This window comes from Streptomyces sp. NPDC091282, from assembly GCF_044757385.1.
In the GTDB taxonomy this organism is placed as follows: Bacteria; Actinomycetota; Actinomycetes; order Streptomycetales; family Streptomycetaceae; genus Streptomyces; species Streptomyces gramineus.
This window is the reverse complement of record NZ_JBIVUX010000011.1, coordinates 68,935-92,826: the sequence shown is the minus strand read 5'-3', so window position 1 is coordinate 92,826 and position 23,892 is coordinate 68,935. Positions and strand designations below refer to the sequence as shown.

At 72.3% G+C, this 23,892-nt stretch carries 20 protein-coding genes; 4 read left to right on the top strand and 16 right to left on the bottom strand.

Annotated elements, in window-relative coordinates; translation table 11 throughout:
• Positions 1–6: 6 nt before the first annotated feature.
• From ilvC to ACIQOE_RS36925, 5 genes are all read right to left on the bottom strand, one after another.
• The gene (ilvC, locus tag ACIQOE_RS36945; RefSeq protein ID WP_351323474.1) at positions 7–1,005 is read right to left on the bottom strand and encodes a ketol-acid reductoisomerase; all 999 of its coding nucleotides are present in this window, start codon (positions 1,003–1,005) and stop codon (positions 7–9) included.
• Positions 1,006–1,121: 116 nt separating this feature from the next.
• Positions 1,122–1,646 (bottom strand): acetolactate synthase small subunit, encoded by a 525-nt coding sequence (gene ilvN, locus ACIQOE_RS36940; RefSeq protein WP_123973946.1) that lies wholly within the window; start codon positions 1,644–1,646, stop codon positions 1,122–1,124.
• Positions 1,647–1,667: 21 nt separating this feature from the next.
• The gene (locus ACIQOE_RS36935; protein WP_351323473.1) at positions 1,668–3,533 is read right to left on the bottom strand and encodes an acetolactate synthase large subunit; all 1,866 of its coding nucleotides are present in this window, start codon (positions 3,531–3,533) and stop codon (positions 1,668–1,670) included.
• A gap of 243 nt (positions 3,534–3,776) precedes the next feature.
• The gene (locus tag ACIQOE_RS36930) at positions 3,777–6,815 is read right to left on the bottom strand and encodes an EAL domain-containing protein (protein WP_365558879.1); all 3,039 of its coding nucleotides are present in this window, start codon (positions 6,813–6,815) and stop codon (positions 3,777–3,779) included.
• A 402-nt stretch (positions 6,816–7,217) separates the two neighbouring features.
• A complete protein-coding gene (locus tag ACIQOE_RS36925) occupies positions 7,218–8,168 on the bottom strand; it encodes a 2-hydroxyacid dehydrogenase (protein ID WP_365574914.1) in 951 nt (316 codons plus the stop codon).
• 73 nt (positions 8,169–8,241) lie between these two features.
• Between ACIQOE_RS36925 and ACIQOE_RS36920 the strand changes: the two genes are divergently transcribed.
• Both ACIQOE_RS36920 and ACIQOE_RS36915 read left to right on the top strand, forming a co-directional pair.
• Positions 8,242–9,240 carry an aldo/keto reductase gene (locus tag ACIQOE_RS36920; protein ID WP_401416330.1) on the top strand — a complete coding sequence of 333 codons (999 nt, stop codon included), beginning with the start codon at positions 8,242–8,244 and terminating at the stop codon, positions 9,238–9,240.
• A gap of 146 nt (positions 9,241–9,386) precedes the next feature.
• On the top strand, positions 9,387–10,541 hold the full coding sequence (locus ACIQOE_RS36915; RefSeq protein ID WP_365558875.1) for a PQQ-dependent sugar dehydrogenase: 1,155 nt from the start codon (positions 9,387–9,389) through the stop codon (positions 10,539–10,541).
• On the opposite strand, the gene ACIQOE_RS36910 is transcribed toward ACIQOE_RS36915, so the two are convergent.
• The 5 genes from ACIQOE_RS36910 to ACIQOE_RS36890 form a co-directional block, all read right to left on the bottom strand.
• Positions 10,529–13,579: an AAA family ATPase gene (locus ACIQOE_RS36910; protein WP_365574917.1), complete on the bottom strand. Its 3,051-nt coding sequence runs from the start codon at positions 13,577–13,579 to the stop codon at positions 10,529–10,531. The two genes, ACIQOE_RS36915 and ACIQOE_RS36910, sit on opposite strands and share 13 nt — an antisense overlap.
• 188 nt (positions 13,580–13,767) lie before the next feature.
• Positions 13,768–13,959 carry a hypothetical protein gene (locus ACIQOE_RS36905; RefSeq protein ID WP_351323467.1) on the bottom strand — a complete coding sequence of 64 codons (192 nt, stop codon included), beginning with the start codon at positions 13,957–13,959 and terminating at the stop codon, positions 13,768–13,770.
• A 198-nt stretch (positions 13,960–14,157) separates the two neighbouring features.
• Positions 14,158–14,772, bottom strand: coding sequence for a hypothetical protein (locus ACIQOE_RS36900; RefSeq protein ID WP_401416327.1), 615 nt, complete (start codon positions 14,770–14,772; stop codon positions 14,158–14,160).
• A gap of 35 nt (positions 14,773–14,807) precedes the next feature.
• A complete protein-coding gene (locus tag ACIQOE_RS36895; RefSeq protein ID WP_351932200.1) occupies positions 14,808–15,383 on the bottom strand; it encodes a GNAT family protein in 576 nt (191 codons plus the stop codon).
• Between the two features lie 100 nt (positions 15,384–15,483).
• Positions 15,484–15,900, bottom strand: coding sequence for a hypothetical protein (locus ACIQOE_RS36890; RefSeq protein ID WP_401416325.1), 417 nt, complete (start codon positions 15,898–15,900; stop codon positions 15,484–15,486).
• Positions 15,901–15,939: 39 nt separating this feature from the next.
• Here ACIQOE_RS36890 and ACIQOE_RS36885 point away from each other — a divergent pair, with 39 nt between their 5' ends.
• Positions 15,940–16,737: a methyltransferase domain-containing protein gene (locus ACIQOE_RS36885; RefSeq protein WP_365574923.1), complete on the top strand. Its 798-nt coding sequence runs from the start codon at positions 15,940–15,942 to the stop codon at positions 16,735–16,737.
• Positions 16,738–16,788: 51 nt separating this feature from the next.
• Here the strand turns inward: ACIQOE_RS36885 and gatB are convergent, their stop codons facing one another.
• The 5 genes from gatB to ACIQOE_RS36860 all read right to left on the bottom strand — a co-directional run bounded on the left by gatB (position 16,789) and on the right by ACIQOE_RS36860 (position 20,853).
• A complete protein-coding gene (gene gatB / locus ACIQOE_RS36880) occupies positions 16,789–18,303 on the bottom strand; it encodes an Asp-tRNA(Asn)/Glu-tRNA(Gln) amidotransferase subunit GatB (protein ID WP_365558869.1) in 1,515 nt (504 codons plus the stop codon).
• Positions 18,304–18,318: 15 nt separating this feature from the next.
• Positions 18,319–18,561, bottom strand: coding sequence for a hypothetical protein (locus ACIQOE_RS36875; RefSeq protein ID WP_351323461.1), 243 nt, complete (start codon positions 18,559–18,561; stop codon positions 18,319–18,321).
• A complete protein-coding gene (gene gatA, locus ACIQOE_RS36870) occupies positions 18,558–20,051 on the bottom strand; it encodes an Asp-tRNA(Asn)/Glu-tRNA(Gln) amidotransferase subunit GatA (RefSeq protein WP_351323459.1) in 1,494 nt (497 codons plus the stop codon). Before gatA ends, ACIQOE_RS36875 begins: the two co-directional genes overlap by 4 nt.
• Positions 20,052–20,056: 5 nt before the next feature.
• The gene (gene gatC / locus ACIQOE_RS36865) at positions 20,057–20,353 is read right to left on the bottom strand and encodes an Asp-tRNA(Asn)/Glu-tRNA(Gln) amidotransferase subunit GatC (protein ID WP_042167914.1); all 297 of its coding nucleotides are present in this window, start codon (positions 20,351–20,353) and stop codon (positions 20,057–20,059) included.
• A 128-nt stretch (positions 20,354–20,481) separates the two neighbouring features.
• Positions 20,482–20,853: a DUF4267 domain-containing protein gene (locus ACIQOE_RS36860; protein ID WP_351323458.1), complete on the bottom strand. Its 372-nt coding sequence runs from the start codon at positions 20,851–20,853 to the stop codon at positions 20,482–20,484.
• Between the two features lie 96 nt (positions 20,854–20,949).
• Here ACIQOE_RS36860 and ACIQOE_RS36855 point away from each other — a divergent pair, with 96 nt between their 5' ends.
• A complete protein-coding gene (locus ACIQOE_RS36855; RefSeq protein ID WP_401416320.1) occupies positions 20,950–21,528 on the top strand; it encodes a TetR/AcrR family transcriptional regulator in 579 nt (192 codons plus the stop codon).
• A gap of 51 nt (positions 21,529–21,579) precedes the next feature.
• Here the strand turns inward: ACIQOE_RS36855 and ACIQOE_RS36850 are convergent, their stop codons facing one another.
• Positions 21,580–23,811 (bottom strand): bifunctional diguanylate cyclase/phosphodiesterase, encoded by a 2,232-nt coding sequence (locus tag ACIQOE_RS36850; protein ID WP_362642302.1) that lies wholly within the window; start codon positions 23,809–23,811, stop codon positions 21,580–21,582.
• Positions 23,812–23,892: the final 81 nt, after the last annotated feature.

Sequence of the window (23,892 nt, the reverse complement as noted above, 5' to 3'; positions counted from 1 at the left end):
TGCGGCTCACGCCTCTTCGTCGACCCAGGACATCAGCTTGCGCAGCTGCTTGCCGGTGGTCTCCAGCAGGTGCTCGGAGTCCTGCTTCTTGTACTCGTTGTACTTCTTCAGACCGCCGTGGTACTCGTCCATCCAGTTGCGGGCGAAGGTGCCGTCCTGGATCTCCGCGAGGACCTTCTTCATCTCGGCCTTGGTGGCGTCGGTGATGATCCGCGGGCCGGTGACGTAGTCGCCCCACTCGGCGGTCTCGGAGACCGACCAGCGCATCTTCTCCAGGCCGCCCTCGTACATCAGGTCGACGATGAGCTTCAGCTCGTGCAGGCACTCGAAGTAGGCGATCTCCGGCTGGTAGCCGGCCTCGACCAGGGTCTCGAAACCGGCCTTCACCAGGGCGGAGGTACCACCGCACAGGACGGCCTGCTCACCGAACAGGTCGGTCTCGGTCTCCTCGGTGAAGGTCGTCTTGATGACGCCGGCGCGGGTGCCGCCGATGCCCTTCGCGTACGACAGGGCCAGCGCGAAGCCGTTGCCCGTGGCGTCCTGCTCGACGGCCACGATGCAGGGCACGCCGCGGCCCTCCTCGTACTGACGGCGCACCAGGTGGCCCGGGCCCTTCGGGGCGACCATGCAGACGTCGACGCCGGCCGGGGGCTTGATGAAGCCGTAGCGGATGTTCAGGCCGTGGCCGAAGAACAGCGCGTCGCCGTCCTTCAGGTTCGGGGCGATGGACTCCTCGTAGACCTGGGCCTGGATCGGGTCCGGGACCAGGATCATGATGACGTCGGCCTCGGCGGCGGCCTCGGACGGGGTCACCACGCGCAGGCCCTGCTCCTCGGCCTTCGCCTTGGACTTGGAGCCCTCGTGCAGACCGACACGCACGTCGACACCGGAGTCGCGCAGCGACAGGGCGTGGGCGTGGCCCTGGCTGCCGTAGCCGATGACCGCGACCTTGCGGCCCTGGATGATGGACAGGTCGGCGTCGGCGTCGTAGAACAGCTCGGCCACTTTGGGTTCTCTCCTTGGTGTGCGGATGGTGCGTCCCACCGTATGACGGCGGGTGGAAGGGAAGTTGCGGGGTCTCGGCATACGGGCGGCCGGCGGCCGGCTGCCCGTGTCCAGACTTACGCAGATCGGTCCAGCGCGCGCAGCGACCGGTCGGTGATCGAGCGGGCCCCGCGGCCGATCGCGATGGTGCCGGACTGCACCAGCTCCTTGATGCCGAACGGCTCCAGCATCTTGAGCATGGCGGTCAGCTTCTCGCTGCTGCCGGTGGCCTCGACGGTGACGGCCTCCGGGGAGACGTCGACGGTCTTGGCGCGGAACAGCTGGACGATCTCGACGATCTGGGAGCGCGTCTCGTTGTCGGCGCGCACCTTCACCAGAACGAGTTCCCGCTGAACGGCGGAACCCGGTTCCAGCTCGACGATCTTGAGGACTTCGACGAGCTTGTTGAGCTGCTTGGTCACCTGCTCCAGCGGCAGGGCCTCGACACTCACCACGATCGTGATGCGGGAGATGTCGGGGTGCTCGGTGACACCCACGGCCAGCGAGTCGATGTTGAAGCCCCGCCGGGAGAACAGCGCGGCGATGCGGGCGAGGATGCCCGGCTTGTTCTCCACCAGAACGGAGAGCGTGTGCTTGGACATGGTCTTTTACGTCTCTCTCGTTCAGTCGTCTTCGTTGTCGCCGAAGTCGGGGCGGACGTCCCGGGCGGCCAGGATCTCGTCGTTGGAGGTGCCGGCGGCGACCATCGGCCACACCATCGCGTCCTCGTGGACGATGAAGTCGACGACGACCGGCCGGTCGTTGACCGAGTTGGCCTCTTCGATGACCTTGTCGAGGTCGTCCGGGGACTCGCAGCGGATGGCGTAGCAGCCCATGGCCTCCGACAGCTTCACGAAGTCGGGGACGCGGGTGCCGCGGGCGTCCGGGTTGACGTCGTCGGGCCCCGAGTGCAGCACGGTGTTGGAGTACCGCTGGTTGTAGAAGAGGGTCTGCCACTGGCGGACCATCCCGAGCGCGCCGTTGTTGATGATGGCGACCTTGATCGGGATGTTGTTCAGGGCGCAGGTGGTCAGTTCCTGGTTGGTCATCTGGAAGCAGCCGTCGCCGTCGATCGCCCAGACGGTCTGCCCGGGCTGTCCGGCCTTGGCGCCCATGGCGGCCGGGACGGCGTAGCCCATGGTTCCCGCGCCGCCGGAGTTCAGCCAGGTGGCGGGCCGCTCGTACTGCACGTAGTGCGCGGCCCACATCTGGTGCTGGCCGACGCCCGCCGCGAAGATCGTGCCTTCCGGGGCGAGCTGCCCGACCCGCTCGATGACCTGCTGCGGGGAGAGCGAGCCGTTGTCTGGCAGGTCGTAGCCCAGCGGGTAGGTCTCGCGCCAGCGGTTGAGGTCCTTCCACCAGGCCGCGTACCGCGACGTGGCGGCCTCGCCCGGCTGGCCCTCGCCGTGCTCCTTCTGCACCGCCTGGATCAGGTCGGCGATGACCTCGCGGGCGTCACCGACGATCGGCACGTCGGCGGCGCGGTTCTTGCCGATCTCCGCGGGGTCGATGTCGGCGTGGACGATCTTCGCGTGCGGGGCGAAGCTGTCCAGCTTGCCGGTGACACGGTCGTCGAAGCGGGCTCCGAGGGCGACGATCAGGTCGGCCTTCTGCAGCGCGGTGACGGCGGTGACCGCACCGTGCATGCCCGGCATTCCCACGTGCAGCGGGTGGCTGTCGGGGAACGCGCCGAGCGCCATCAGGGTGGTGGTGACGGGCGCTCCGGTGAGTTCGGCGAGGACCTTCAGCTCGGCGGTGGCGCCGGCCTTGATGACGCCGCCGCCGACGTACAGGACGGGCCGCTTCGCGGAGGTGATCAGCTTGGCGGCCTCGCGGATCTGCTTGGCGTGCGGCTTGGTCACCGGACGGTAGCCCGGCAGGTCCATGACCGGCGGCCAGGAGAAGGTGGTCTTCGCCTGGAGGGCGTCCTTGGCGATGTCCACCAGCACCGGGCCGGGCCGGCCGGTGGAGGCGATGTGGAACGCCTGGGCGATGGTCCGCGGGATGTCCTCGGCCTTGGTGACCAGGAAGTTGTGCTTGGTGATCGGCATGGTGATGCCGACGATGTCCGCCTCCTGGAAGGCGTCCGTACCGATCGAGGACGACGCGACCTGCCCGGTGATCGCCACGAGCGGCACCGAGTCCATGTGGGCGTCCGCGATCGGGGTGACCAGGTTCGTCGCTCCCGGGCCGCTCGTCGCCATGCAGACGCCGACCTTCCCGGTGGCCTGCGCGTAGCCGGTGGCCGCGTGACCGGCGCCCTGCTCGTGCCGGCACAGGACGTGGCGCACCCGGGTGGAGTCCATCAGCGGGTCGTAGGCCGGCAGGATCGCACCGCCGGGGATGCCGAATACCGTGTCAGCGCCGACCTCCTCAAGCGAGCGGATGAGGGACTTGGCACCCGAGACGTGCTCGACGGTCGGGGCCTGCTGTCCTCCGGAACGGGGCCGCGGCTGCGGATGGTGGGCCGCGGCGCTCTGCTCGGTCATCGGCATTCTCTTCTCGATGCTGAGGGTTTTTGCGAGTTTCGTACGGATTTCTGCCGCCGTACGTGTGGTGCTGGTGCAACAAAAAACCCCTCGTGCCGTAAGGCAAGCGAGGGGAGCGCGCCGGTGTGGTCGCTGGGGATTCCGGATCCTTCTCCGGTGGGTCCCAGCTCAGCCGACGCGCTGTCCAAGTACGAGAATTCGGGTGCGCATGGAACTGACCCTCCCTCTGACGCGCACCACGTGTCAAGTGGGTGGGACGGGAGTCTCATTATGTGAGCGAAGGGCACTGCCGCCTCCGAACACGGCGGCCACCCCACCGGCGACCGCGGGCACACCACCGGTGTACACCCCCGCGCCCCTCTCCATGGTCCGTTCGCCGCCGCCCGCGCCCGCGAACGCCGGCTCGGCCGCCGCGTGCGGCACCGGATAGTGGCCGGAACCCAGCGCCCGGCGCAGCCGGTACTCGTCCACCGGCCCGGCGAAGGCCATGCCCGTCCCGTGCGTGCATCCCATCGCCCGCAACGCGCTGACCTGCTCGGGCAGGTCCACGCCCTCGGCCACCGACTGGAGCCCGAGATCACCGGCGATCCGCAGCAGCCCGCTGGTGATCTTGTGCAGCCGCGGCGACTCGACGACCCCCTCGACCAGACTGCGGTCGAGTTTGAGCAGGTCGACGGGGAGCTTGCGGAGCGCGGTGATCGCCGCGTACCCGCTGCCGAAGCCGTCCAGGGCGATCCGGACACCGTGCCGGCTGAGCACCGTCAGCCGCCGCTCCAGGTCGTCCAGCGGAACCCTCGGGTCGGTGTCGGACAGCTCCAGGATCAGCGCTCCGGACGGCAGCCCGTACCGGGTCAGCAGGGCCTCCACGGAACCCAGCGGCGAGGACCGGTCGAGCAGCCGCCGGGCGGAGGTCCGGACGGCGACCGGCACCACGAGGCCGTTGGCCGCCCGCTCGGCGGCCTGCTCGACCGCCTCCTGGAGGATCCAGCGGTCCAGCTCCGAGGTCTTGTCGCTGTCCTCGGCGACCCGCAGGAACTCGGCGGGCGTGAACAGCACGCCCTGGGAGGAGCGCCAGCGCGCCTGGGCCGAGACCGAGTCGATCCGGCCGGTCTCCAGGCAGACCACGGGCTGGTGCAGCAGCGCGAACTCGCCGTCGTGCAGAGCGGCCCGCAGCCGGGTGGCCAGCTCCGCCTTGCGTACGACGTCCTGCTGCATCTGCGGCCTGTACAGCTCGACGCGGCCCTTGCCCGCCGACTTGGCGCGGTACATCGCCAGGTCGGCGTTGCGCAGCAGCTCGCCGGCGCCGAGGCCGGGTTCGGCGAAGGCGACGCCGATGGACGCGTTGACACGGACATCGTTGCCGTCAATGACGTACGGCTGCGAGAGGGTCATCCTGAGGCGGTCGGCGAGCTCCAGGATGTGCCGCTCCCGGGCACTGCGGTCACGGGTGCCGTCCCCGACGATCAGCGCCGCGAACTCGTCGCCGCCCAGCCGGGAGGCGGTGTCGCCGTGGCGGACCGCGTCCTGGAGCCGTCGCGCGGCCTGGACGAGCAGTTCGTCGCCGGCCTGGTGACCGATCGTGTCGTTGACGGCCTTGAAGCCGTCCAGGTCGATGAAGAGCACCGCCGTGTTCCGCAGGGCGGGGCCCCGGTCGGAGGAACGGCGGCCGGACAGGGCCTGCTGCACCCGCCGGGTGAACAGGGCCCGGTTGGGCAGGTCGGTGAGCGGGTCGTGCTCGGCGTTGTGCTGGAGCTGCGCCTGCAGGCGGACCCGTTCGGTGACGTCACGGCTGTTGAAGATGAGGCCGCCGTGGTGCCGGTTGACGGTGGACTCGACGTTGAGCCAGCCGCCGTCGCCGGACCGGAAACGGCACTCGATACGGGTGGTGGACTCCTCGTGGGGCCCGGTGGCGAGGAACCGGCGGACCTCGTGCACCACACAGCCCAGGTCCTCGGGGTGGATGAGGTTGCCCAGTTCGGAGCCGACCAGTTCGTCGGCCGGGCGTCCGTAGACCCCGGCGGCGGCCGGGGAGACGTACCGCAGGATGCCGTTGGGCGCGGCGATCATGATGACGTCGCTGGAGCCCTGCACCAGGGAGCGGAAGTGGTTCTCCTGATGGGCCAGTTCCTGGGTGAGGGTGATGTTGTCGAGCAGCATGATGCCCTGGCGCACGACGAGCGCGAGGACCACGCAGCCGGCGGTGATCAGGACGACATGGTCCGGGCTGCGGCCGTTGAGCACGTTGTAGAGGATGCCCAGTGTGCACACGGCCGCGGCCAGGTAGGGCGTGAGCGCGGCCAGCGAACCGGTCAGCGGGCGGCCCGAGGAGTACCGGCCGTGCTCGCCGCCCGGCGCGGTGGCCGGCCGGGGTGGTGCGGTCCGGCCGCCGGGCACGTGTTCGTGGACCACGCGCGCGTGCGCCTCGGGTTCCGGCGCCGGCCGGGGCGGGGCCCAGGGGGCGTACGCCAGCAGCAGCGAGCCGGCGAACCAGCCCGCGTCCAGCAGCTGGCCGGAGCGGTAACTGCTGTGCAGCAGCGGTGAGGTGAACAGGGCGTCGCACATCACGGTCAGGGCGAGCGCGCCGATCGCGGTGTTCACCGCGGTGCGGTTGCCCGGCGAGCGCCGGAAGTGCAGTGCGAGCACCATGCTGACCAGGGCGATGTCCAGCAGCGGGTAAGCCAGCGAGAGCGCGGTGTGCGCGACGCTGGGCCCGTCGAGCCGGGCGGCCTGGGCGAGCGCGAGGCTCCACGACAGGGTGAGCAGGGAGCCGCCGATCAGCCAGGCGTCCAGCGCCAGGCAGATCCAGCCGGCCCTGGTCATCGGCCGCTTGGCCAGCACCAGCAGACCGACGATGGCGGGCGGCGCGAAGCACAGGAAGAACAGGTCGGCGTAACTGGGGCTGGGCACCGGCCGCTGGAGCACGACCTCGTACCATCCCCAGACCGCGTTGCCGAGGGCCGCCATCGCCGAGGAGAGGGCGAACAGCAGCCAGGCGGGTCGAAAGCGGACCCGTGACGAGCGGGCGTAGAAGAAGCAGGACACCGCGGCGGTGCCGGCGGCCGCGGTCAGACCGAAGTCGCCCATGAACAGGGCGATCTGGTTCGAGCCCCAGTCGAACGCGGAACCGACGGCGTATCCCGCGCAGATCAGGGCCAGGACGAGTTGGCGGACCACGCCGGTCCCGCTGCCGGTGACCGGCGGCCGGGAACGCGGCTTCTCCGTCGGAGGCTGTGCCCGCAGCGCTCCGGGGAGAGTGGTCGGCACGGGCGTCGGCGCCGTCACCGGACCCTCCCGGTCCGTGCCGAGCCCGGGTCCCTCGGGTCCCGGTGCGCCGGGTGGGCATTCCTCCGGCGTGCGCTGTGCCTTCGGTGGTGGTGATGGCAGGTGTGGTGGCCGCGTCTGCGCGCAGCTGTGCGCCAGGGTCGCCGCCGGCGGCTCCGCCGCGTCGGATCGTTCGTCCATAGGCCGTGCATCGCCCGTCGCCCCCCTCACGAATCTGAAATGTCCGTCCCCGGCGCCGAACGGTGCGCGGCGCAGCCCCTGTCGGGACGATACACCAGTCTCGTCACTCAGGGACATAGCTTCTCTACGCTCCGTGACGACCAGCGGCTATGCGCGCACGCACCGCGCCCGGAAGGTCGCGTACCGTACGGGAAGCGGATTACACGCGTCTTGCTGCGATTGTCAGTTGTCGGCGGATCCCGTCGTAAGGATCACGTTCCGCAGCGGCTCCCGGTTCACGAAGCGGGTCAACTGGTCGACGACGACCCGCTTCGCGCGCGGCAGGAAGGCCGAGGTGGGGCCGCCGACGTGTGGGCTGATCAGCACGCCGGGCGCCTGCCACAGGGGGTGTCCGGCCGGCAGCGGCTCGGGATCGGTGACGTCCAGGGCGGCGGTGAGGCGGCCGCTGCGCAGCTCGGGCAGGAGCGCCTCGGTGTCGACGACGGCCCCGCGCGCGACGTTCACGAGCAGCGCGCCGTCCTTCATCCGGGCCAGGAACCCGGCGTCGACCAGGCCACGGGTGGTGTCCGTGAGGGGTGTGGAGAGGATGACGACGTCGGCTTCCGGAAGCAGACGTGGCAGTTCGGTGAGCGGATGCACGGGACCGCGCGCCGAAGCGCGCCCGGAGCGCGCGACGCGCGCCACCCGCGCGACTTCGAAGGGCACGAGCCGGTCTTCGACGGCCGCGCCGATGGCGCCGTAGCCGACGATCAGGACGCTCTTGTCGGCGAGCGCGGGGTGGAAGCCGCCCTCCCAGCGCTCCTGCTGCTGGGCGCGGACGAACCCCGGCACCCCGCGCAGGGACGCGAGGGTGAGCGTCAGCGCGAGTTCGGCGGTGCTCGCGTCGTGCACGCCGCGCGCGTTGCACAGCGCCACGCCGGGGACGATCAGGTCGAGGGCCGCGATCATGTCGTCGACGCCGGCGGTGAGGGTCTGGACGAGACGCAGGCCGCGCATCTCGTCCAGCGGGCGGGCGCGCACCGCCTGCGGCTTCATATAGGGGACGACGTAGACGGCGCAGTCGGCGGGATCACCGGGAAAGTCCTGCTCCCCGTCCCAGAACAGGTAATTGAGCCCGTCGGGGAGGTGCTGGAACTCCTTCAGCGGGATGGGGAGCCATGCGTCTTGGGTCATGCCAGGAGGCTATGTCAGGACCGCCAGGACCCAGAGGTTAGGTTGGGGGCACTAGAAGGAGGTTCACGGGCTGGTGGAGCGCAGGACGATCGGTGCGGGGGCGCTGGCTGTGGGGACCGTCGGACTCGGGTGCATGCCGATGAGCTGGGCCTACAACGGGTCACGGCAGCGCGGTGACGAATCGGCGCGGGCGGTGCACCGGGCCCTTGACCTGGGCGTCACGCTCCTTGACACCGCCGACATGTACGGGCCGTTCACCAATGAGCTGCTGCTCGGGCGGATACTCAGGCAGCGGCGCGCCGAGGCCTTCGTGTCGACCAAGGTGGGTCTGCTGGTCGGCGACCAGCACATCGTGGCGAACGGCAGGCCCGGGTACGTCAGACGCGCCTGTGACGCGTCGCTGCGGCGGCTCCAGACCGACGTCATCGACCTCTATCAGCTGCACCGCGCCGATCCCGAGATCCCCGTCGAGGAGACCTGGGGCGCGATGGCGGAACTGGTGCGGGCGGGAAAGGTGCGCGCGCTGGGGCTGTGCGCCCTGGGGGCGCGCGGAGGGCGCAGGTCCGGCGCGCGGCTGCATGACGCGACCCTGCGCCAGTTGCAGCGGGTGCAGCAGGTGTTCCCGGTGAGCGCGGTGCAGGCGGAGCTGTCGGTGTGGTCGCCGGAGGCGCTGGAGGCCCTGCTGCCGTGGTGCGAGGCGCGGGGGGTGGGGTTCCTGGCGGCGATGCCGCTGGGCAACGGCTTCCTCACCGGCACGCTCACCCCCGGCGGGGGCTTCGAACCCGACGACGTACGGGCCCGGCACCCGCGCTTCACGGCGGAGATGATGGCCGCCAACCAGCCCATCGTGGCCGGGCTGCGGCGGGTCGCCCGGCGGCACGGTCCCGAGGTCACCGCGGCTCAGGTGGCGCTGGCGTGGGTCCGGGACCGGGGGCGGCACGTCATACCGGTTCCCGGGACCAAGCAGTGCCGGTGGGTGACGGAGAACGCCGGGTCGGCCGGCCTGCGGCTGACCGCCGAGGACGTCGCCGAGCTGGGCGCGCTGCCCGCGGCACAAGGGTCCTGGGACTAGCACCCGTGCTGTGGCCGGCCGGTGGTCCGTGCCGCGGCGTCGTGGCTGATCGCGCGGTTCCCGCGCCGCTGAGGGGGCGCTGCACTACCGTCGGTCGTGCGGGGGTCGGGCATGGTGAAGGGACTGTGATCGTGCAACGTCGTGCTGTGCCCGCCGTGTTGGCAGGGTTCCTGCTGGTGGCCGGGTGTTCCTCCGGTGGCGGCGGTGACGCTCCGCCGCCCTGGGTGAAGACCCCGTCCCCGTCCGCGAGCGCCTCCGCGTCCGGGTCCGGGTCCGCCGGGGCGAGCGGGCCGGCCGCGCCGGCCAAGGGGTCGGCCAGGGTGCTGCGGACCGTCGCCGGCGGCCTCACGTCGCCCTGGGGACTGGCGCCGCTGCCGGACGGGGCGGGGCTGCTGGTCTCCGACCGTGACGACGGGACGATCAGCAAGGTCGACGAGAAGACCGGGAAGAAGACCGAACTGGGCGCCGTCTCCGGGGTGTCCGCGGCCGGCGAGGGCGGTCTGCTGGGCATCGCCCTCTCCCCCGGTTTCGCCTCGGACCACATGATCTACGCCTACTTCACCTCGGCCTCCGACAACCGGATCGTGCGCCTGCTCTGGGACCGCGGCAGGCCGGCCGGGGAGCAGCTCGGCGCCCCGGACACGATCTTCAAGGGCATCCCCAAGGGGTTCATCCACAACGGCGGGCGGATCGCCTTCGGCCCGGACGGCATGCTCTACGCAGGCACCGGCGAGAGCGGGCAGCGCGGCCTCGCCCAGGACAAGGACTCCCTGGGCGGCAAGATCCTGCGGCTCACCCCGGAGGGCGACCCGGCCCCCGGCAACCCCTTCCCCGGCTCCCCCGTCTACACCTACGGCCACCGCAACGTGCAGGGCCTGGCCTGGGACGACCACGAGCGGCTGTTCGCCTCGGAGTTCGGCCAGGACACCTGGGACGAACTGAACGCCGTCAAGCCCGGCGGCGACTACGGCTGGCCGAAGGCGGAGGGCCGCTCCTCCGACGCCGCGTACGTGAACCCGATCGCCCAGTGGCACACCGACGACGCCTCCCCCAGCGGCATCGCCTATGTCGACGGCGTGATCTGGATGGCCGGCCTCAAGGGGCAGCGGCTGTGGCGGATCCCGCTGAAGGGGACCGTCGCGGGCGCCGAGCCGCAGGCCTTCCTCCAGGGCACCTACGGCCGGCTGCGCACGGTCGTGGCGGCGGGCGGCGACAAGGTGTGGCTGGTGACCAGCAACACCGACGGGCGGGGCACGCCGAAGCCGGGTGACGACCGGATCCTGGAGGTTCAGGTGCGCTGACCGGCGGCGGTGCGGTCGGCGCGCTCGGGCGGGAACAGCTCCAGGCGGTGGGCCACCGCGGCGGCCTCGCCGCGGCCCGAGACGCCGAGCTTGCCCAGGATGTTGGAGACGTGGACGCTGGCCGTCTTCGGGGAGATGAACAGCTCCTCGGCTATCTGGCGGTTGGTGCGGCCCGCGGAGACCAGCCGCAGCACGTCCCGCTCCCGGTTGGTCAGGCCGAGGCTCTCGGCGGGGTCCAGGGCCGGGCGCGGGGCGCCGGCGGTGAGGGTGAGGCGGGCCCGCTGGGCGAGCAGGGCGACGTCCTCGGCGAGCGGGCGGGCGCCCAGGTGACCGGCGACCGCACCGGCCAGCCGGAGCAGTTCCGTGGCGCGGTCGCGCTGGTCGTCGCCCGCCGCCTCCGCCAGCAGGACCTGGGCGAGGCGGCGGCGGACCCGCGCGAGGTCGTAGGGGCGCTCCAGGCGTTCGAAGTCGGTGACGACGTCGGACCAGAGCGCGGCGGTGTCGGTGCCCCGGGCGCGGTGCAGTTCGGCCCGGGTCCAGCGTTCGTACGCCAGCCACAGGGGTGCCCCGGTGGTGAGCTTGCGGACGGCCTCGGCGAGCCGGTCGAGGAACGCGGTGCGGCCGTCGGCCACCGCGGGCAGCGTCCGAGCGTCGGCCTCGGCAGCGGCGGCGGCCAGCAGCAGGGGCCAGCCGTAGCGCTGGGTGCCCGGCGGGAAGCCGGCTTCCAGGGCGCGGTCCAGCTCGGCGCGGGCGTCGAGGTAGCGGCCTTCGGCGGCGGCGACGCCGACGGCGATCCGGGCGACGGGCAGCAGCGCCTGCGGCATCGGGTCGTGGGTGCCGTAGTGCTCGTGGGCGATGGCCAGCTGGCGGGCGGCCTCGGCGGCCTCCCCGCGGGCGAGGGCGATGTGGGCGAGGCGCAGGGCGCCGGCGCCGCGGGGCTTGGCGCTGGCCGCGGAGCCGAGGGCGCCGGCCGCCGCCTCGGCGGCCTCGTCCCACCGGCCGAGCGCGTACAGCGAGTCGGAGAGGTTGCCCCAGATCCACACCTCGGAGTCCAGCAGGCCGTGCCTGCGGGCGAAGGCGAGGCCCTCGCGCAGGAGCGGCACCGCCTCCGCGCTGCGGCCGACCGAGTCCAGTTCGGAGGGCAGGTTCACGTAGGCGCGGCCCGCGACGCCGGCCGCGCCCTCCCCGATGGCGTTCTCCTTGACCCGGCGCAGTTCCGCCAGCCCGTTCTCGACGTCGCCCGCGTCGACCATGAGGGAGCCCAGGGTCACGCGGGCGTTCAGCTCGATCTCCCGGGCGCCGACCATCCGCGCGTACTCCACGGCCCGTTCGGCGGCGGCGAAGGCCTCGGGGCCGGGTTCGTGGAGCATGCACCAGTTGGCGACGTTGGCCAGCACGTCGGCGTGCACCTCGGAGGGCGGCAGGCCGCGCACCAGGTCCTGGGCGGTGCCGAGTTCCTGCCGGCCGTCTCCTCTGGCCAGGTCCTGGACCAGCCGGGACCGCTGCACCCAGAACCAGGCGGCGCGCAGCGGATCGCCTTCCTCCTCGATGATCCGCAGCGCCCTCTTGGTGATCTTCAGGGCGCGTTCGCGTTCCCCGCAGAAGCGGCCCGCGACCGCCGCCTCGGCCATCAGGTCGAGATACCGCAGCGGTGCGGTGGCCGGATCGCAGCCGCACAGAGGGTAGACGTCGGTGCAGTCGACGGGGCGCAGTGCGGCACGGGTCTCCTCGGGTGCGGAGTCCCACAGTTCCATCGCGCGCTCCAGGAGCCCCAGTTGCTCGCTGTAGGCGTGCCGGCGGCGAGCCACGACGGAGGCGGCGAGGACGGCGGGCAGGGCCTTGGCGGGGTCGTGGGCCTGGTACCAGTAGTTGGCCAGCCGGGTCACGCGCGCGTCGGCCGCCACCAGGGCCGGATCGGACTCCAGGGCCTCGGCGTAGCGCCGGTTGAGCCGGGAGCGTTCGCCGGGGAGGAGGTCGTCGGCGACGGCCTCGCGGACCAGGGAGTGCCGGAAACGGTAGCCGTCGCCGCCGGGCGCGGCGGTGAGGATGTTGGCGCCGACGGCGGCCCGCAGTGCTTCGATCAGGTCGTCCTCGGCGAGCCGGGCGACGGCGGCGAGGAGCGGGTACTCGACGGTCGAGCCGCCCTCGGCGACGGTCCGGGCGACCCGCTGGGCGCTCTCGGACAGTGCCTCCACCCGCACCAGCAGCAGGTCGCGCAGGGAGTCGGTGAGCCCGGTGCAGCAGCCCTCGGCCCAGGCGACGGCGAGTTCCTCGACGAAGAAGGCGTTGCCGTCGGAGCGCTCGAAGATCTCGTCGACCTGGGCGGGGTCGGGTTCGGCGGCGAGGATGCCGGCCATCTGCCGGCCGACCTCCTCGCGGGTGAAGCGGGCCAGTTCGATGCGGCGGACGGTGCGCAGCCGGTCCAGTTCGGCGAGCAGCGGGCGCAGCGGGTGGCGGCGGTGGATGTCGTCGGCGCGGTAGGTGGCGAGGACGACGAGCCGGCCGGTGCGCAGGGTGCGCAGCAGATAGGAGAGGAGGTGGCGGGTGGAGGCGTCGGCCCAGTGCAGGTCCTCCAGGGCGACGACCACCGTGCGGTCGGCGGCCACCCGTTCCAGCAGCCGTGCGGTGAGCTCGAAGAGGCGGGCCATGCCCTGTTCGTCGTGGCGGCCGGCCGGGGCCTCGCCGAACTCCGGGAGCAGCCGGGCCAGTTCGTCCTCCTGGCCGGCGGCGGCCGCGGCCAGTTCGTCGGGGAGCGCGGCCCGCAGGGCGCGCAGCGCGGTGGAGAAGGGGGCGAAGGGCAGTCCGTCGCCGCCGATCTCCACGCAGCCGCCGAGCGCGACGACCGCGCCCCGGCGGCAGGCGGCCGCGGCGAACTCCTCGACCAGCCGGGTCTTGCCGACGCCGGCCTCGCCGCCGAGCAGCAGCGCCTGCGGCTCGGCGGCCTCGGCACGGGCCAGCGCTTCGTTCAGCGTCCTCAGTTCGTCGTTGCGGCCGACGAACACGGGACTCACGGACCTGGTTTCCACGGGCCAGAGCATCGCACGCGGCTCGGAGGGGACGGCAGCGGTTTTCCACAGCGCCGGTGTGTTCGTCCTACGAACCGACGGCAGGCTGTCGGGCAGCTCTCTTCCCGACGGCACTCCCGCGGACCGGCGGCCGACCCCCGTACGGCCGCCGGTCCGCGCGTCCTGGGCCGCCGGGCGGCGGGCGCCGCCCGGCCTCCCGGTCACACCGTGCCCGGGATCCCGCGCCGGCCACGGCCGGTGCTATGGATCTCCTCCGGCACGGCGTCCCGGCGCTGAGCCCGCGCGCGGCGGGTGGCCCGGCGGGCGCTCAGGGCCTCGCGGGCCAGGCGGGCGTCGGCGGCCCTGCGGTGCAGTTCGGCGGCGTGGATCTCGTGGAGTTCGAACGCGAACATGATGGTGTCCCCTGGTGAGAGTCGGTGATCGGGTATCGCTTCGGCGATGGATCCACCTTCTTCTCCCAGGGGGGTGCGGCACATCGGGAGAGTGCCTCATCTTCCGGGGGCCGCAGGACCCCGGACACGCGTAAGGGGCCTCAGATCGTCCGTAAGGTGCTCACGGTCGGTCTGAGGCCCCTGCGGGCCTGAGGCGTCTCAGCCGGTGGAGGGCAGGCCGAGGAGCGCGTCGGAGTACTTGAGGACGGCCAGCAGCAGGCCGATCACGCCGAGCGCGACACCCGCCCACGCGACGGACTTGATCCACGGCGCCTGGACCCTGCCGGGGGCACCGAAGGCGGGCCGGGCGATCACCACGACGCCGGTGATCAGCGCCACCAGCGCGAATCCGCCGGCCCACAGCGCGGTGGTCTGCCAGGCATCGCCGTAGACCTCCTTGACCTGGGTGGCGACGCTCGCGTTCGAGGAGGTCTGGAGCTGGCCGATGAGGGTCTCGCGGGCGGCGGCCACGGTACCGATCCAGCCACCGGTCAGGGAGACCAGGCCGAGCACCGCGGAGACGACGGCGGCGGCGCCCAGGCCGACCCCGGACGGTCCCTCGGCCCCGGCCGGGTCCTCGGCGAGGTCGGCGCCGTCCTCCGCGTCCTCCGCGTCGAGGGCGGCGTCCTGGCCCTCGGCCCGCGCGTCCCCGGCGCTCTCGGTGCCGGCCTCCGTCGCGTCGTCGGCGCTCTTGGTGACGCTCACCTTCTCCTCGTCGGTCGTGGCTTCGGCACCCGTCGTGGCACCGGTCTCGTCAGCTGTCTTGGTTCCCATGTCCGGCACCGTACGGATCCTGTCTGAGAGGCGTCTTAATGATCGTTCTCTGCGGCACGCGCGCGTGCTTCGCGCCATTCCGGGGCGAGGATCGACCACACCTCCAGGTCGTGCCTCAGGCCACCATAGGGGTGTGCCTGCCGGCGTACGCCGTCGCGGGTCATCCCCAGCCGCCGGGCCACGTTCAGGCTCGGCCCGTTGCCCGAGGCGGCGACCCACTCGATCCGGTGGATGCCGCGCTGCTCGACCGCGAAGTCGAGCAGGACCCGCATCGCGCGCGTGACGAGTCCGCGTCCGGTGGCGGCGGGCTCCAGCCAGCAGCCGACCTCGGCGTTCCCGTGCTCGGCGTCGAAGTTCAGGAAGAGCACCCCGCCGACGAGTGTGCCGTCCAGCCACAGGCCGTGCAGGGAGCCGGTGTCGGCGGCGCGCATGTCGGCGTACCGCTGGAGCATCGCCCGTGCGGCGGGCACGTCCTTCTCCTTGCCGCCGAAGGAGATGAACCGTCCGATGAACTCCCGCCCGCGGTCCAGGTGGGCCAGGAACTCCTCGGCGTGCCAGGGTTCGAGCGGGCGCAGTTCGGCGCCGTCGTCACCCAGGGGTATCGCGTACATCGTGCTTCTCCACTTCCACCGCGTCCTCGGCCGGCACGCCAGCCTCTCACGGGCTGCCCGGCGTCCGGACGGCGGCGGCAACTGAGCGACCGCCGGTCCATCAGTCGAACTGGTCACCGAGGGCCATGACCATGACCCCGAGGATCATCAGCCACAGGGCCCGGCGGGTACGGCCCCGGGCGCCCAGCACCCCGGCGGCCGCGCAGACGGCGGAGCCCAGCGCGTAGGCGGCCGGCACCCGTGCGGGCAGCCCGCCGCCCAGCCGGGCCGCGGCGGCGGCCAGCCCCGACAGGGCCAGCAGGAACCCGGTCACGAGGGCGGTCCAGCGGGCCCGGCGGGCGTCCTCGTGGACATCCTCGTCGTCGCGGTGGTCCTCGCCGTCCGCGGCCGGCGCCCCGGCAAACCCGCTGCGGACGGCGTCGGCACCTGCTAGCTTCCGCTGGTCAGCATCGACCGGCTCCTCGCCGACGACCGAAGCGGGCGCATTGTGTGACGGTCCGAATGAGCTCCTACGCATCGCCTTCCACTACGAAGATCACAAGGAGCCCGTTCACCCATGTCCGACACCAGGACCGGGGGCGACCGCCTCGCTGACCGCCTGACCCACCCCCGTTACCCGCTCAGCAACGCCTACGACCCCCGCTGGGTGGTCGACAACCAGATGGGCCCGCACGCCCTGTGGCTGCTGGAATGGCTGGCCCCCGCCCTCGGTCTGGACGCGCTGCGCCCCTGCGCGCGCGTGCTCGACCTCGGCTGCGGCCGGGCCATGACGTCGGTCTTCCTGGCCCGTGAGTTCCACGCCCAGGTCACCGCCGCCGACCTGTGGATCAAGGCCGACGACAACGCCCGGCGGATCGCCGCGGCCGGATTCGCCGACCGGGTGCAGCCCGTGCACGCCGAGGCCCACGACCTGCCCTTCGCCGAGGGCGGCTTCGACGCGATCGTGAGCATCGACGCCTACCAGTACTTCGGCACCGACGACCTCTACCTCCCGTCCCTGGCCCGCCTGCTGCGGCCCGGCGGCCGGATCGGCGTGGTCGTGCCGGCGCTCCGCGAGGAACTCGCCGGGACCGAGCCGCCGGAGCACCTGAGGCCCTGGTGGGAGCCCGACTACTGGTGCTTCCACTCGGCCGGCTGGTGGCGCCGGCACTGGACGCGCAGCGGCGCCGTCGAGGTCGAGGCCGCCGACTGGCAGCCGGACGGCTGGCGGGACTGGCTGCTGTGGTGCGAGATCGTCGCCGAGGAGAGCCCGGAGGAGTTCCATCGCACGATGGCCCGCCGGGTCGCGGAGATGGTGCGCGCCGACGCGGGCCGGGCCCTCGGCTTCGTCCGCGTGGTCGCCCGCCGCCGATAGCCGTACGGCCCCGGAGGCGTCGCCTCCGGGGCCGTACGGTCGTGCGGTCGCTCAGCCCTCGCTGACGCCGAGCCGCTCCAGGATCAGTTCCTTGACGCGGGCCGCGTCGGCCTGGCCGCGGGTCGCCTTCATGACCGCGCCGACCAGCGCGCCGGCCGCGGCCACCTTGCCGCCGCGGATCTTGTCGGCGATGCCCGGGTTGCCGGCGATGGCCTCGTCGACCGCCGTGCCGAGCGCCGAGTCGTCGGAGACGACCTTCAGGCCGCGCTTGTCGACGACCTCGTCCGGGGTGCCCTCACCCGCGAGGACGCCCTCGATGACCTGGCGGGCCAGCTTGTCGTTCAGGTCGCCGGAGGTGACCAGCGCGGTGACCCGGGCGACCTGCTCCGGGGTGATCGCCAGTTCGTCCAGCGCCCTGCCCGACTCGTTGGCGCTGCGCGCCAGTTCGCCCATCCACCACTTGCGGGCGGAGGCCGCGTCGGAACCGGCGTCGATGGTGGCGACGATCGGGTCCAGCGCGGCGGCGTTGATGATGGCCTGCATCTCGACCGCGGAGACGCCCCACTCGGCGAGCAGCCGGTTGCGGCGGGCCAGCGGCATCTCCGGCAGCGCGGCGCGGATCTCCTCGACCCACGCGCGGGACGGGGCGACGGGGACCAGGTCCGGCTCCGGGAAGTACCGGTAGTCCTCGGCCTCCTCCTTCACACGGCCCGAGGTCGTGGACCCGGTGTCCTCGTGGAAGTGCCGGGTCTCCTGGATGATCGTGCCGCCCGAGGACAGCACGGCCGCGTGCCGCATGATCTCGAAGCGGGCCGCGCGCTCCACGGACCGCAGCGAGTTCACGTTCTTCGTCTCGGAGCGGGTGCCGAACTTCTCGGTGCCGTTCGGGCGCAGCGACAGGTTCACGTCGCAGCGCATCTGGCCCATCTCCATGCGGGCCTCCGAGACGCCGAGCGCCTTGATGACCTCGCGCAGCTCACGGACGTAGGCCCGCGCGACCTCGGGGGCACGCTCGCCGGCGCCCTCGATCGGCTTGGTGACGATCTCGATGAGCGGGATGCCGGCCCGGTTGTAGTCCAGGAGCGAGTGCGAGGCGCCGTGGATACGGCCGGTCGCGCCGCCCACGTGGGTGGACTTGCCGGTGTCCTCCTCCATGTGGGCGCGCTCGATCTGCACCCGGAAGGTCTCGCCGTCCTCCAGCTGCACGTCGAGGTAGCCGTCGAAGGCGATCGGCTCGTCGTACTGGGAGGTCTGGAAGTTCTTCGGCATGTCCGGATAGAAGTAGTTCTTCCGGGCGAAGCGGCACCACTCGGCGATCCCGCAGTTGAGCGCGAGACCGATCTTGATGGCCGACTCGATGCCGATCGCGTTGACGACCGGGAGCGCGCCGGGCATGCCGAGGCAGGTCGGGCAGGTCTGCGAGTTGGGCTCGGCGCCCAGCTCGGTCGAACAGCCGCAGAACATCTTGGTCTTGGTGCCGAGTTCGACATGGACCTCAAGGCCCATGACGGGGTCGTACGACGCCAGCGCGTCCTCGTACGACACCAGGTCGGTCGTGGTGGTCACGGTGAAACTTCCCTCTCAGCCCAGCAGGACGTCGTCGTCGCCCAGCCGCTTCAGCTCGCGGTACAGCAGGGCGAATCCGGTGACGATCGCGACGGCGGACACGGTGGCGTCGACGAGCCGGAGCGTGTCGTGCTCGGCGCGGGCCTTCTTGATCTGCTTGGCGACACCGACCGCGCCGAACACGGTGGTGGCCATCGACAGGTACGTACCGGACTTCGACTTCTTGAAGCCCTTGGCCTTGGACAGTGCGTTGCTCACAGCGACGGTGCCTCCTCAAGGAGCGGGTGCCCCCACCTTTCCACGAAGGCGGCCTCGACAGCGGCTCCGACCTTGTAAAGGCGGTCGTCCTGGAGCGCCGGCGCGATGATCTGCAGGCCCACCGGGAGGTTGTCCTCCGGGGCGAGACCGCAGGGCAGCGACATGGCCGCGTTGCCCGCCAGGTTGGTGGGGATGGTGCACAGGTCGGCCAGGTACATCGCCATCGGGTCGTCGGCGCGCTCGCCGATCGCGAAGGCGGTGGTCGGCGTCGTGGGCGACACGATCACGTCGACCTGCTCGAAGGCCTTCTCGAAGTCCCGCGTGATGAGCGTGCGGACCTTCTGCGCGGAGCCGTAGTAGGCGTCGTAGTAGCCGCTGCTCAGCGCGTAGGTGCCGAGCATGATGCGGCGCTTGACCTCGGCGCCGAAGCCCGCCTCACGGGTGAGGGAGGTGACCTCCTCGGCGGAGTGGGTGCCGTCGTCGCCGGTCCGCAGGCCGTAGCGCAGGCCGTCGAAGCGGGCCAGGTTGGACGAGCACTCGGAGGGCGCGATCAGGTAGTACGCGGAGAGCGCCAGGTCGAAGGACGGGCAGTCCAGCTCGACGATCTCGGCGCCCAGCTCCTTGAGCATCTCGACGGACTCGTCGAAGCGCTGGATGACGCCGGGCTGGTAGCCCTCGCCGCGGAACTGCTTGACGACGCCGACGCGCATGCCCTGGACGCTGCCGTTGCGGGCGGCCTCCACGACCGGCGGGACGGGCGCGTCGATGGACGTGGAGTCCATCGGGTCGTGCCCGGCGATGACCTCGTGCAGGAGGGCGGCGTCCAGGACCGTGCGGGCGCACGGGCCGCCCTGGTCCAGCGAGCTGGAGAACGCGACCATGCCGTACCGCGAGACGGCGCCGTACGTCGGCTTGACGCCGACCGTGCCGGTGACGGCGGCCGGCTGGCGGATGGAGCCGCCGGTGTCGGTGCCGATGGCCAGCGGTGCCATGTGCGCGGCCAGCGCGGCGGAGGAGCCGCCGCCGGAGCCGCCGGGGATCTTGGTGAGGTCCCACGGGTTGCCCGTCGGGCCGTAGGCGCTGTTCTCGGTGGAGGACCCCATGGCGAACTCGTCCATGTTGGTCTTGCCGAGGATGACCACGTCGGCGGCCTTCAGCCGCTTGGTGAGGGTGGCGTCGTACGGCGGGATCCAGCCTTCGAGGATCTTCGAGCCGACGGTGGTCGGCACGCCCTCGGTGGTGAAGATGTCCTTGAGCGCGAGCGGGACGCCGGCCAGCGGGCCGAGCTTCTCGCCCCTCGCCTTCTTCTCGTCGACAGCACGCGCCTGGGCGAGCGCGCCCTCACGGTCGACGTGCAGGAAGGCGTGCACCTTCTCGTCGACGGCGTCGATCCGGGCGAGGTGGGCCTCGGTGACCTCGACGGCCGTGAGCTCGCCGGAGGCGATCCTCGCGGCGGTCTCGGCGGCGGTGAGCTTGATGATGTCGGTCATCGGGATCAGTCCTCCCCCAGGATCTGCGGCACCTTGAAACGCTGCTGCTCCTGGGCCGGTGCGCCGGAGAGCGCCTGGGCGGGGGTGAGCGAGGGACGGACCTCGTCCGGGCGCATGACGTTCGTCAGCGGCAGCGGGTGCGAGGTCGGCGGTACGTCTTGGTCGGCGACCTCGCTGACGCGGGCGACCGCGCCGATGATGTCGTCGAGCTGTCCCGCGAAGTGGTCGAGTTCTTCGGGCTTCAGCTCCAGACGCGCCAGCCGGGCGAGGTGGGCGACCTCCTCGCGCGTGATGCCAGGCATGCAGCGATCCTCTGGGGTGAGTGTGTGTGTTTGGAGGCAATCCTATGGGGCCGGGCCCGGTGCCCGTGAAACGGTTTCCCCCCGCGCCCCGGACCGCGGCCCCCACCCTCTGTCGACGGACGCGTCGTTCACACGAGGAACAGCAGCGCCGCGGTGATCAGGACGACGATCGCGGTGGCGAGGTGGATCCCGTACGCGACGGCCTTCGCCCCGCCGTGGCGCAGCACTATCAGCGTGTCGAAGAGCGGGACGAGGGCCACGCAGAGCATGAACCAGGCCTCCGCGCGGGCCCCGGCGAAGGCGAGCAGCGCGAGGCCGAGGACGCCGAAGGTGCCGTCCCTGAGGCCCTTGACCGCGAGGAAGGCGGAGGCGTCGCCCTTCGGGTCGGCGGGGACGCCGTAGCCGGCCGCGGCGGGTCCCGGCCGGAGCAGGAACCGGTAGCCGAGGAACAGGCAGAACAGGTCGAGCGCGACGGCGAGCGTGTAGGCGGTGACGGTCATGCGGGCCCCCTGCGGAAGATTGTCTAGCACTGCTAGGTCCGAGAGCGAAGCTATCAGAGCGTCGGCAGATTGGCTAGCATTGCTAGCATCATGGAGATGCCGATGCGGGACCGCCGGAAGCGCGAGCGGGCGGAACGGGAACTGCGGATCGTCACGGCCGCCCGGGAACTCGCCGAGACGGAAGGGTGGGAGGCGGTGACGACGCGCCGCCTGGCCGCCGAGATCGGGTACAGCCAGCCGGTCCTCTACAGCCACTTCCGGGGCAAGGACGCGATCACGGCGGCGGTGGCGGTCCAGGGCTGCGCGGACCTGACGGCGGAGCTGCGGGCCGCGCGCACCGCGGCGAGGGACGGCGCGGGGTCACTGGCTGCGGTCGCGTCCGCGTACACGTCGTTCGCCCGGCGGCGCCCCGCGCTGTACGACGCGATGTTCACCCACCGGGTGGACCTGCCGTTCGCCGCACCGGAGGCACCGGAGGCGCTGCGCGCCGCGTTCACGGAGATCCTGCTGGCCGTCGAGCCGGTCACGGGGCCGGGCGAGGACCCCGGGCTCCTGACCGAGACGTTCTGGGCGGCCCTGCACGGCCTGGTGACCCTGACACGCGACGGGCGGCTCCCGGCGGGCGCCCACGAGAAGAGACTGGCCCTGCTGATCGGGCACGTCACCGCGCGGTAGGAACGGCGGATCGGCCTGCGCCGGACCGCGGCCGGACGCCGGCCGCCGCCGTCATTCGGCCGCCGGCAGCGCGGCCCGCGGCCGCTGCCAGCCCCGGGACCCGCGGGCCCGCAGCCACGCCGTCGTCTCCTCGGGCGGCATCGCCGCGGCGACCAGCCAGCCCTGGACCGCGTCGCACCCGAGGTCCCGCAGCCGCTCCCACGTCTCGTCGTCCTCCACGCCCTCCGCGACCACCAGCAGCCCCAGCGAATGCGCGAGGTCGACCGTGCAGCGCACGATCTCCGCGTCCTCGTTGTCCACGGCCAGCCGGGCCACGAAGGAGCGGTCGATCTTCAGCTCGCTCACCGGCAGCCGCCGCAGGTGCACCAGCGAGGAGTACCCCGTGCCGAAGTCGTCCAGCGACATCTTCACGCCGTGCCCGGTCAGTCCCGCCAGGGTGTCCGCGGCCCGCTGCGGGTCCTCCAGCAGCACGTGCTCGGTTATCTCCAGTTGCAGCGCGCCCGCCGGCACCCCGTGCCGGGCCAGCCGCGCCGCCACCGAGCCCGCGAAGCCCGGCGTGTGGACGTCGCGCGGCGAGACGTTGACCGCCACCGGCACCCGCAGGCCCTGCGCCCGCCACCGGGCGACCTGGGCGAGCGCAGTCTCCAGGACGTACTCCGTGAGATGGGGCATCAGGCCCGAGGACTCGGCGATCGCTATGAACTCGTCCGGCGGCACCTTGCCGCGCTCGGGATGCACCCAGCGCACCAGCGCCTCCAGGCCCGCCACCTGGCCGTCGAAGCGCACCTTCGGCTGGTAGTGCAGCTGTACCTCGTGGGCGTCCAGGGCGCGGCGCAGATCGCCCAGCAGCCCCAGCCGGTCCGGGGTGTTGGAGTCCCGCTTGGACTCGTACACCTCGACGCCGGTACGGTCCCGCTTCGCCTGGTACATCGCCACGTCCGCGCGGCGCAGCAGGCCCTCGGCGTCCAGCGCGTGGTCGGGGAAGACGGCGACGCCCGCGCTGGCCTCCAGCACGAGGGTGAGTCCGTCGAGGTCGAGCGGGGAGGAGAGGGCCGAGACCAGGCCACGGGCGACCCGGGTCGCGGACGTCGTGGAGTCGGCGACCGGCAGTAACACGGCGAACTCGTCACCGCCGAGCCGGGCGGCCTCCGCACCGCGCGGCAGCGCGGCCCGCAGCCGGTCGGCTATCTGCAACAGCAGCCGGTCACCGGCGAGATGACCGAGCGTGTCATTGACCGAACGGAACCGGTCGAGGTCGATCAGCATGAGGGCGGAGCGGGCGCCGATGCGTTCGGCGTCGTCGAGGGCGGTCCAGATGCGCTCCAGGAGCCACTGCCGGTTGGGCAGTCCGGTCAGCGGATCGCGCAGCTGCTCCTCCGCGCGGGCGCGGGCCATCCACAGGGTGGAGTCGAGGGCGACCAGCGGAATGGAGAACAGCGGCAGCAGCAGCGGCTGGGCGACGGCGACCACGCAGACCAGCGGGGCGATGCCGAGCAGGGCGACGGCGACCAGGCCCTGGCGCATCAGGGCGGTGCGGGCGACGGTGGGCAGGCCGCCGCCGCGCGGTGTGTGCAGGTACCAGAGCAGGGCACGGGTGACCGCGAGGTAGGCGACCGCGACGAGGACGACCTCGGGGGCGGTGGCGACACTCCAGCCGGCGGGGTTCCAGGGCGACTCGACGGTGGGCACCCGCCCGCACATGCCGAGCACCAGCGCTCCGGTGCCGATGCCGAGGATGTCCACGGCGCCGTGCAGGACGCCCTGCCGCCAGCGGTGGCGGCGGGCGATGCCGACCAGGACGACGACGGTCAGGCTGACCATGCCGGCCGGCACCCAGCCGTAGAGCAGGAGGACGGCGAGGGTGAGGGCGGCGCCGGAGCCGGTGCCGCCCCACCAGCGGGCGCGGCCGAGCAGCACCAGGTGGCCGACGATGATGCCGGTGAGCACGGCCAGCGACCAGCCGACCGTGCCGGACGGGAAGAGGGCGTGGTTGTCGGTGAAGGCGCGGTAGAAGCCGGCGCCCAGGACGAACGCGGCGGCCGCGACGACCGCGGCGGGCAGTGCCGGCCAGGACAGGTGGCGTTCGTGCTCGTGGCCGGGCAGGTGGGGCGGCGGTTCGACGGCGGCCAGCGGCAGCGGGTCGCGCGCGTCCTGAGCGGCGCTCACCCCCGGCATGCCGACGCGCCGGTCGGTCCGTACCGTCCGCCGAGTCCCCCGCCACACGCCCGCCCGGCGGCGCAGCGGCAGCCGCGCCTTCGGGGCGGCGCTCTCGGTCGGTTCCATTCCCGTCCCTCTCACAGCCGGCGGTGCCCACGCCATGCGGTCCGTGCCCTGCCGGAGCACGGCAATGCCCCAACCGCAGCT

Excerpts from the sequence above, each read along its gene's own strand:
- ACIQOE_RS36855 (WP_401416320.1), top strand. The coding sequence starts at position 20,950 with ATGCCGATGCGGGACCGCCGGAAGCGCGAGCGGGCGGAACGGGAACTG.
- ACIQOE_RS36905 (WP_351323467.1), bottom strand. The coding sequence starts at position 13,959 with ATGTTCGCGTTCGAACTCCACGAGATCCACGCCGCCGAACTGCACCGC.
- ACIQOE_RS36900 (WP_401416327.1), bottom strand. The coding sequence starts at position 14,772 with ATGGGAACCAAGACAGCTGACGAGACCGGTGCCACGACGGGTGCCGAA.
- gatA (WP_351323459.1), bottom strand. The coding sequence starts at position 20,051 with ATGACCGACATCATCAAGCTCACCGCCGCCGAGACCGCCGCGAGGATC.
- ACIQOE_RS36860 (WP_351323458.1), bottom strand. The coding sequence starts at position 20,853 with ATGACCGTCACCGCCTACACGCTCGCCGTCGCGCTCGACCTGTTCTGC.
- ACIQOE_RS36925 (WP_365574914.1), bottom strand. The coding sequence starts at position 8,168 with ATGACCCAAGACGCATGGCTCCCCATCCCGCTGAAGGAGTTCCAGCAC.
- ACIQOE_RS36895 (WP_351932200.1), bottom strand. The coding sequence starts at position 15,383 with ATGTACGCGATACCCCTGGGTGACGACGGCGCCGAACTGCGCCCGCTC.
- ACIQOE_RS36935 (WP_351323473.1), bottom strand. The coding sequence starts at position 3,533 with ATGACCGAGCAGAGCGCCGCGGCCCACCATCCGCAGCCGCGGCCCCGT.
- gatC (WP_042167914.1), bottom strand. The coding sequence starts at position 20,353 with ATGCCTGGCATCACGCGCGAGGAGGTCGCCCACCTCGCCCGGCTGGCG.
- ACIQOE_RS36890 (WP_401416325.1), bottom strand. The coding sequence starts at position 15,900 with ATGCGTAGGAGCTCATTCGGACCGTCACACAATGCGCCCGCTTCGGTC.
- ACIQOE_RS36910 (WP_365574917.1), bottom strand. The coding sequence starts at position 13,579 with ATGCTCTGGCCCGTGGAAACCAGGTCCGTGAGTCCCGTGTTCGTCGGC.
- ilvN (WP_123973946.1), bottom strand. The coding sequence starts at position 1,646 with ATGTCCAAGCACACGCTCTCCGTTCTGGTGGAGAACAAGCCGGGCATC.
- ACIQOE_RS36850 (WP_362642302.1), bottom strand. The coding sequence starts at position 23,811 with ATGGAACCGACCGAGAGCGCCGCCCCGAAGGCGCGGCTGCCGCTGCGC.
- ACIQOE_RS36885 (WP_365574923.1), top strand. The coding sequence starts at position 15,940 with ATGTCCGACACCAGGACCGGGGGCGACCGCCTCGCTGACCGCCTGACC.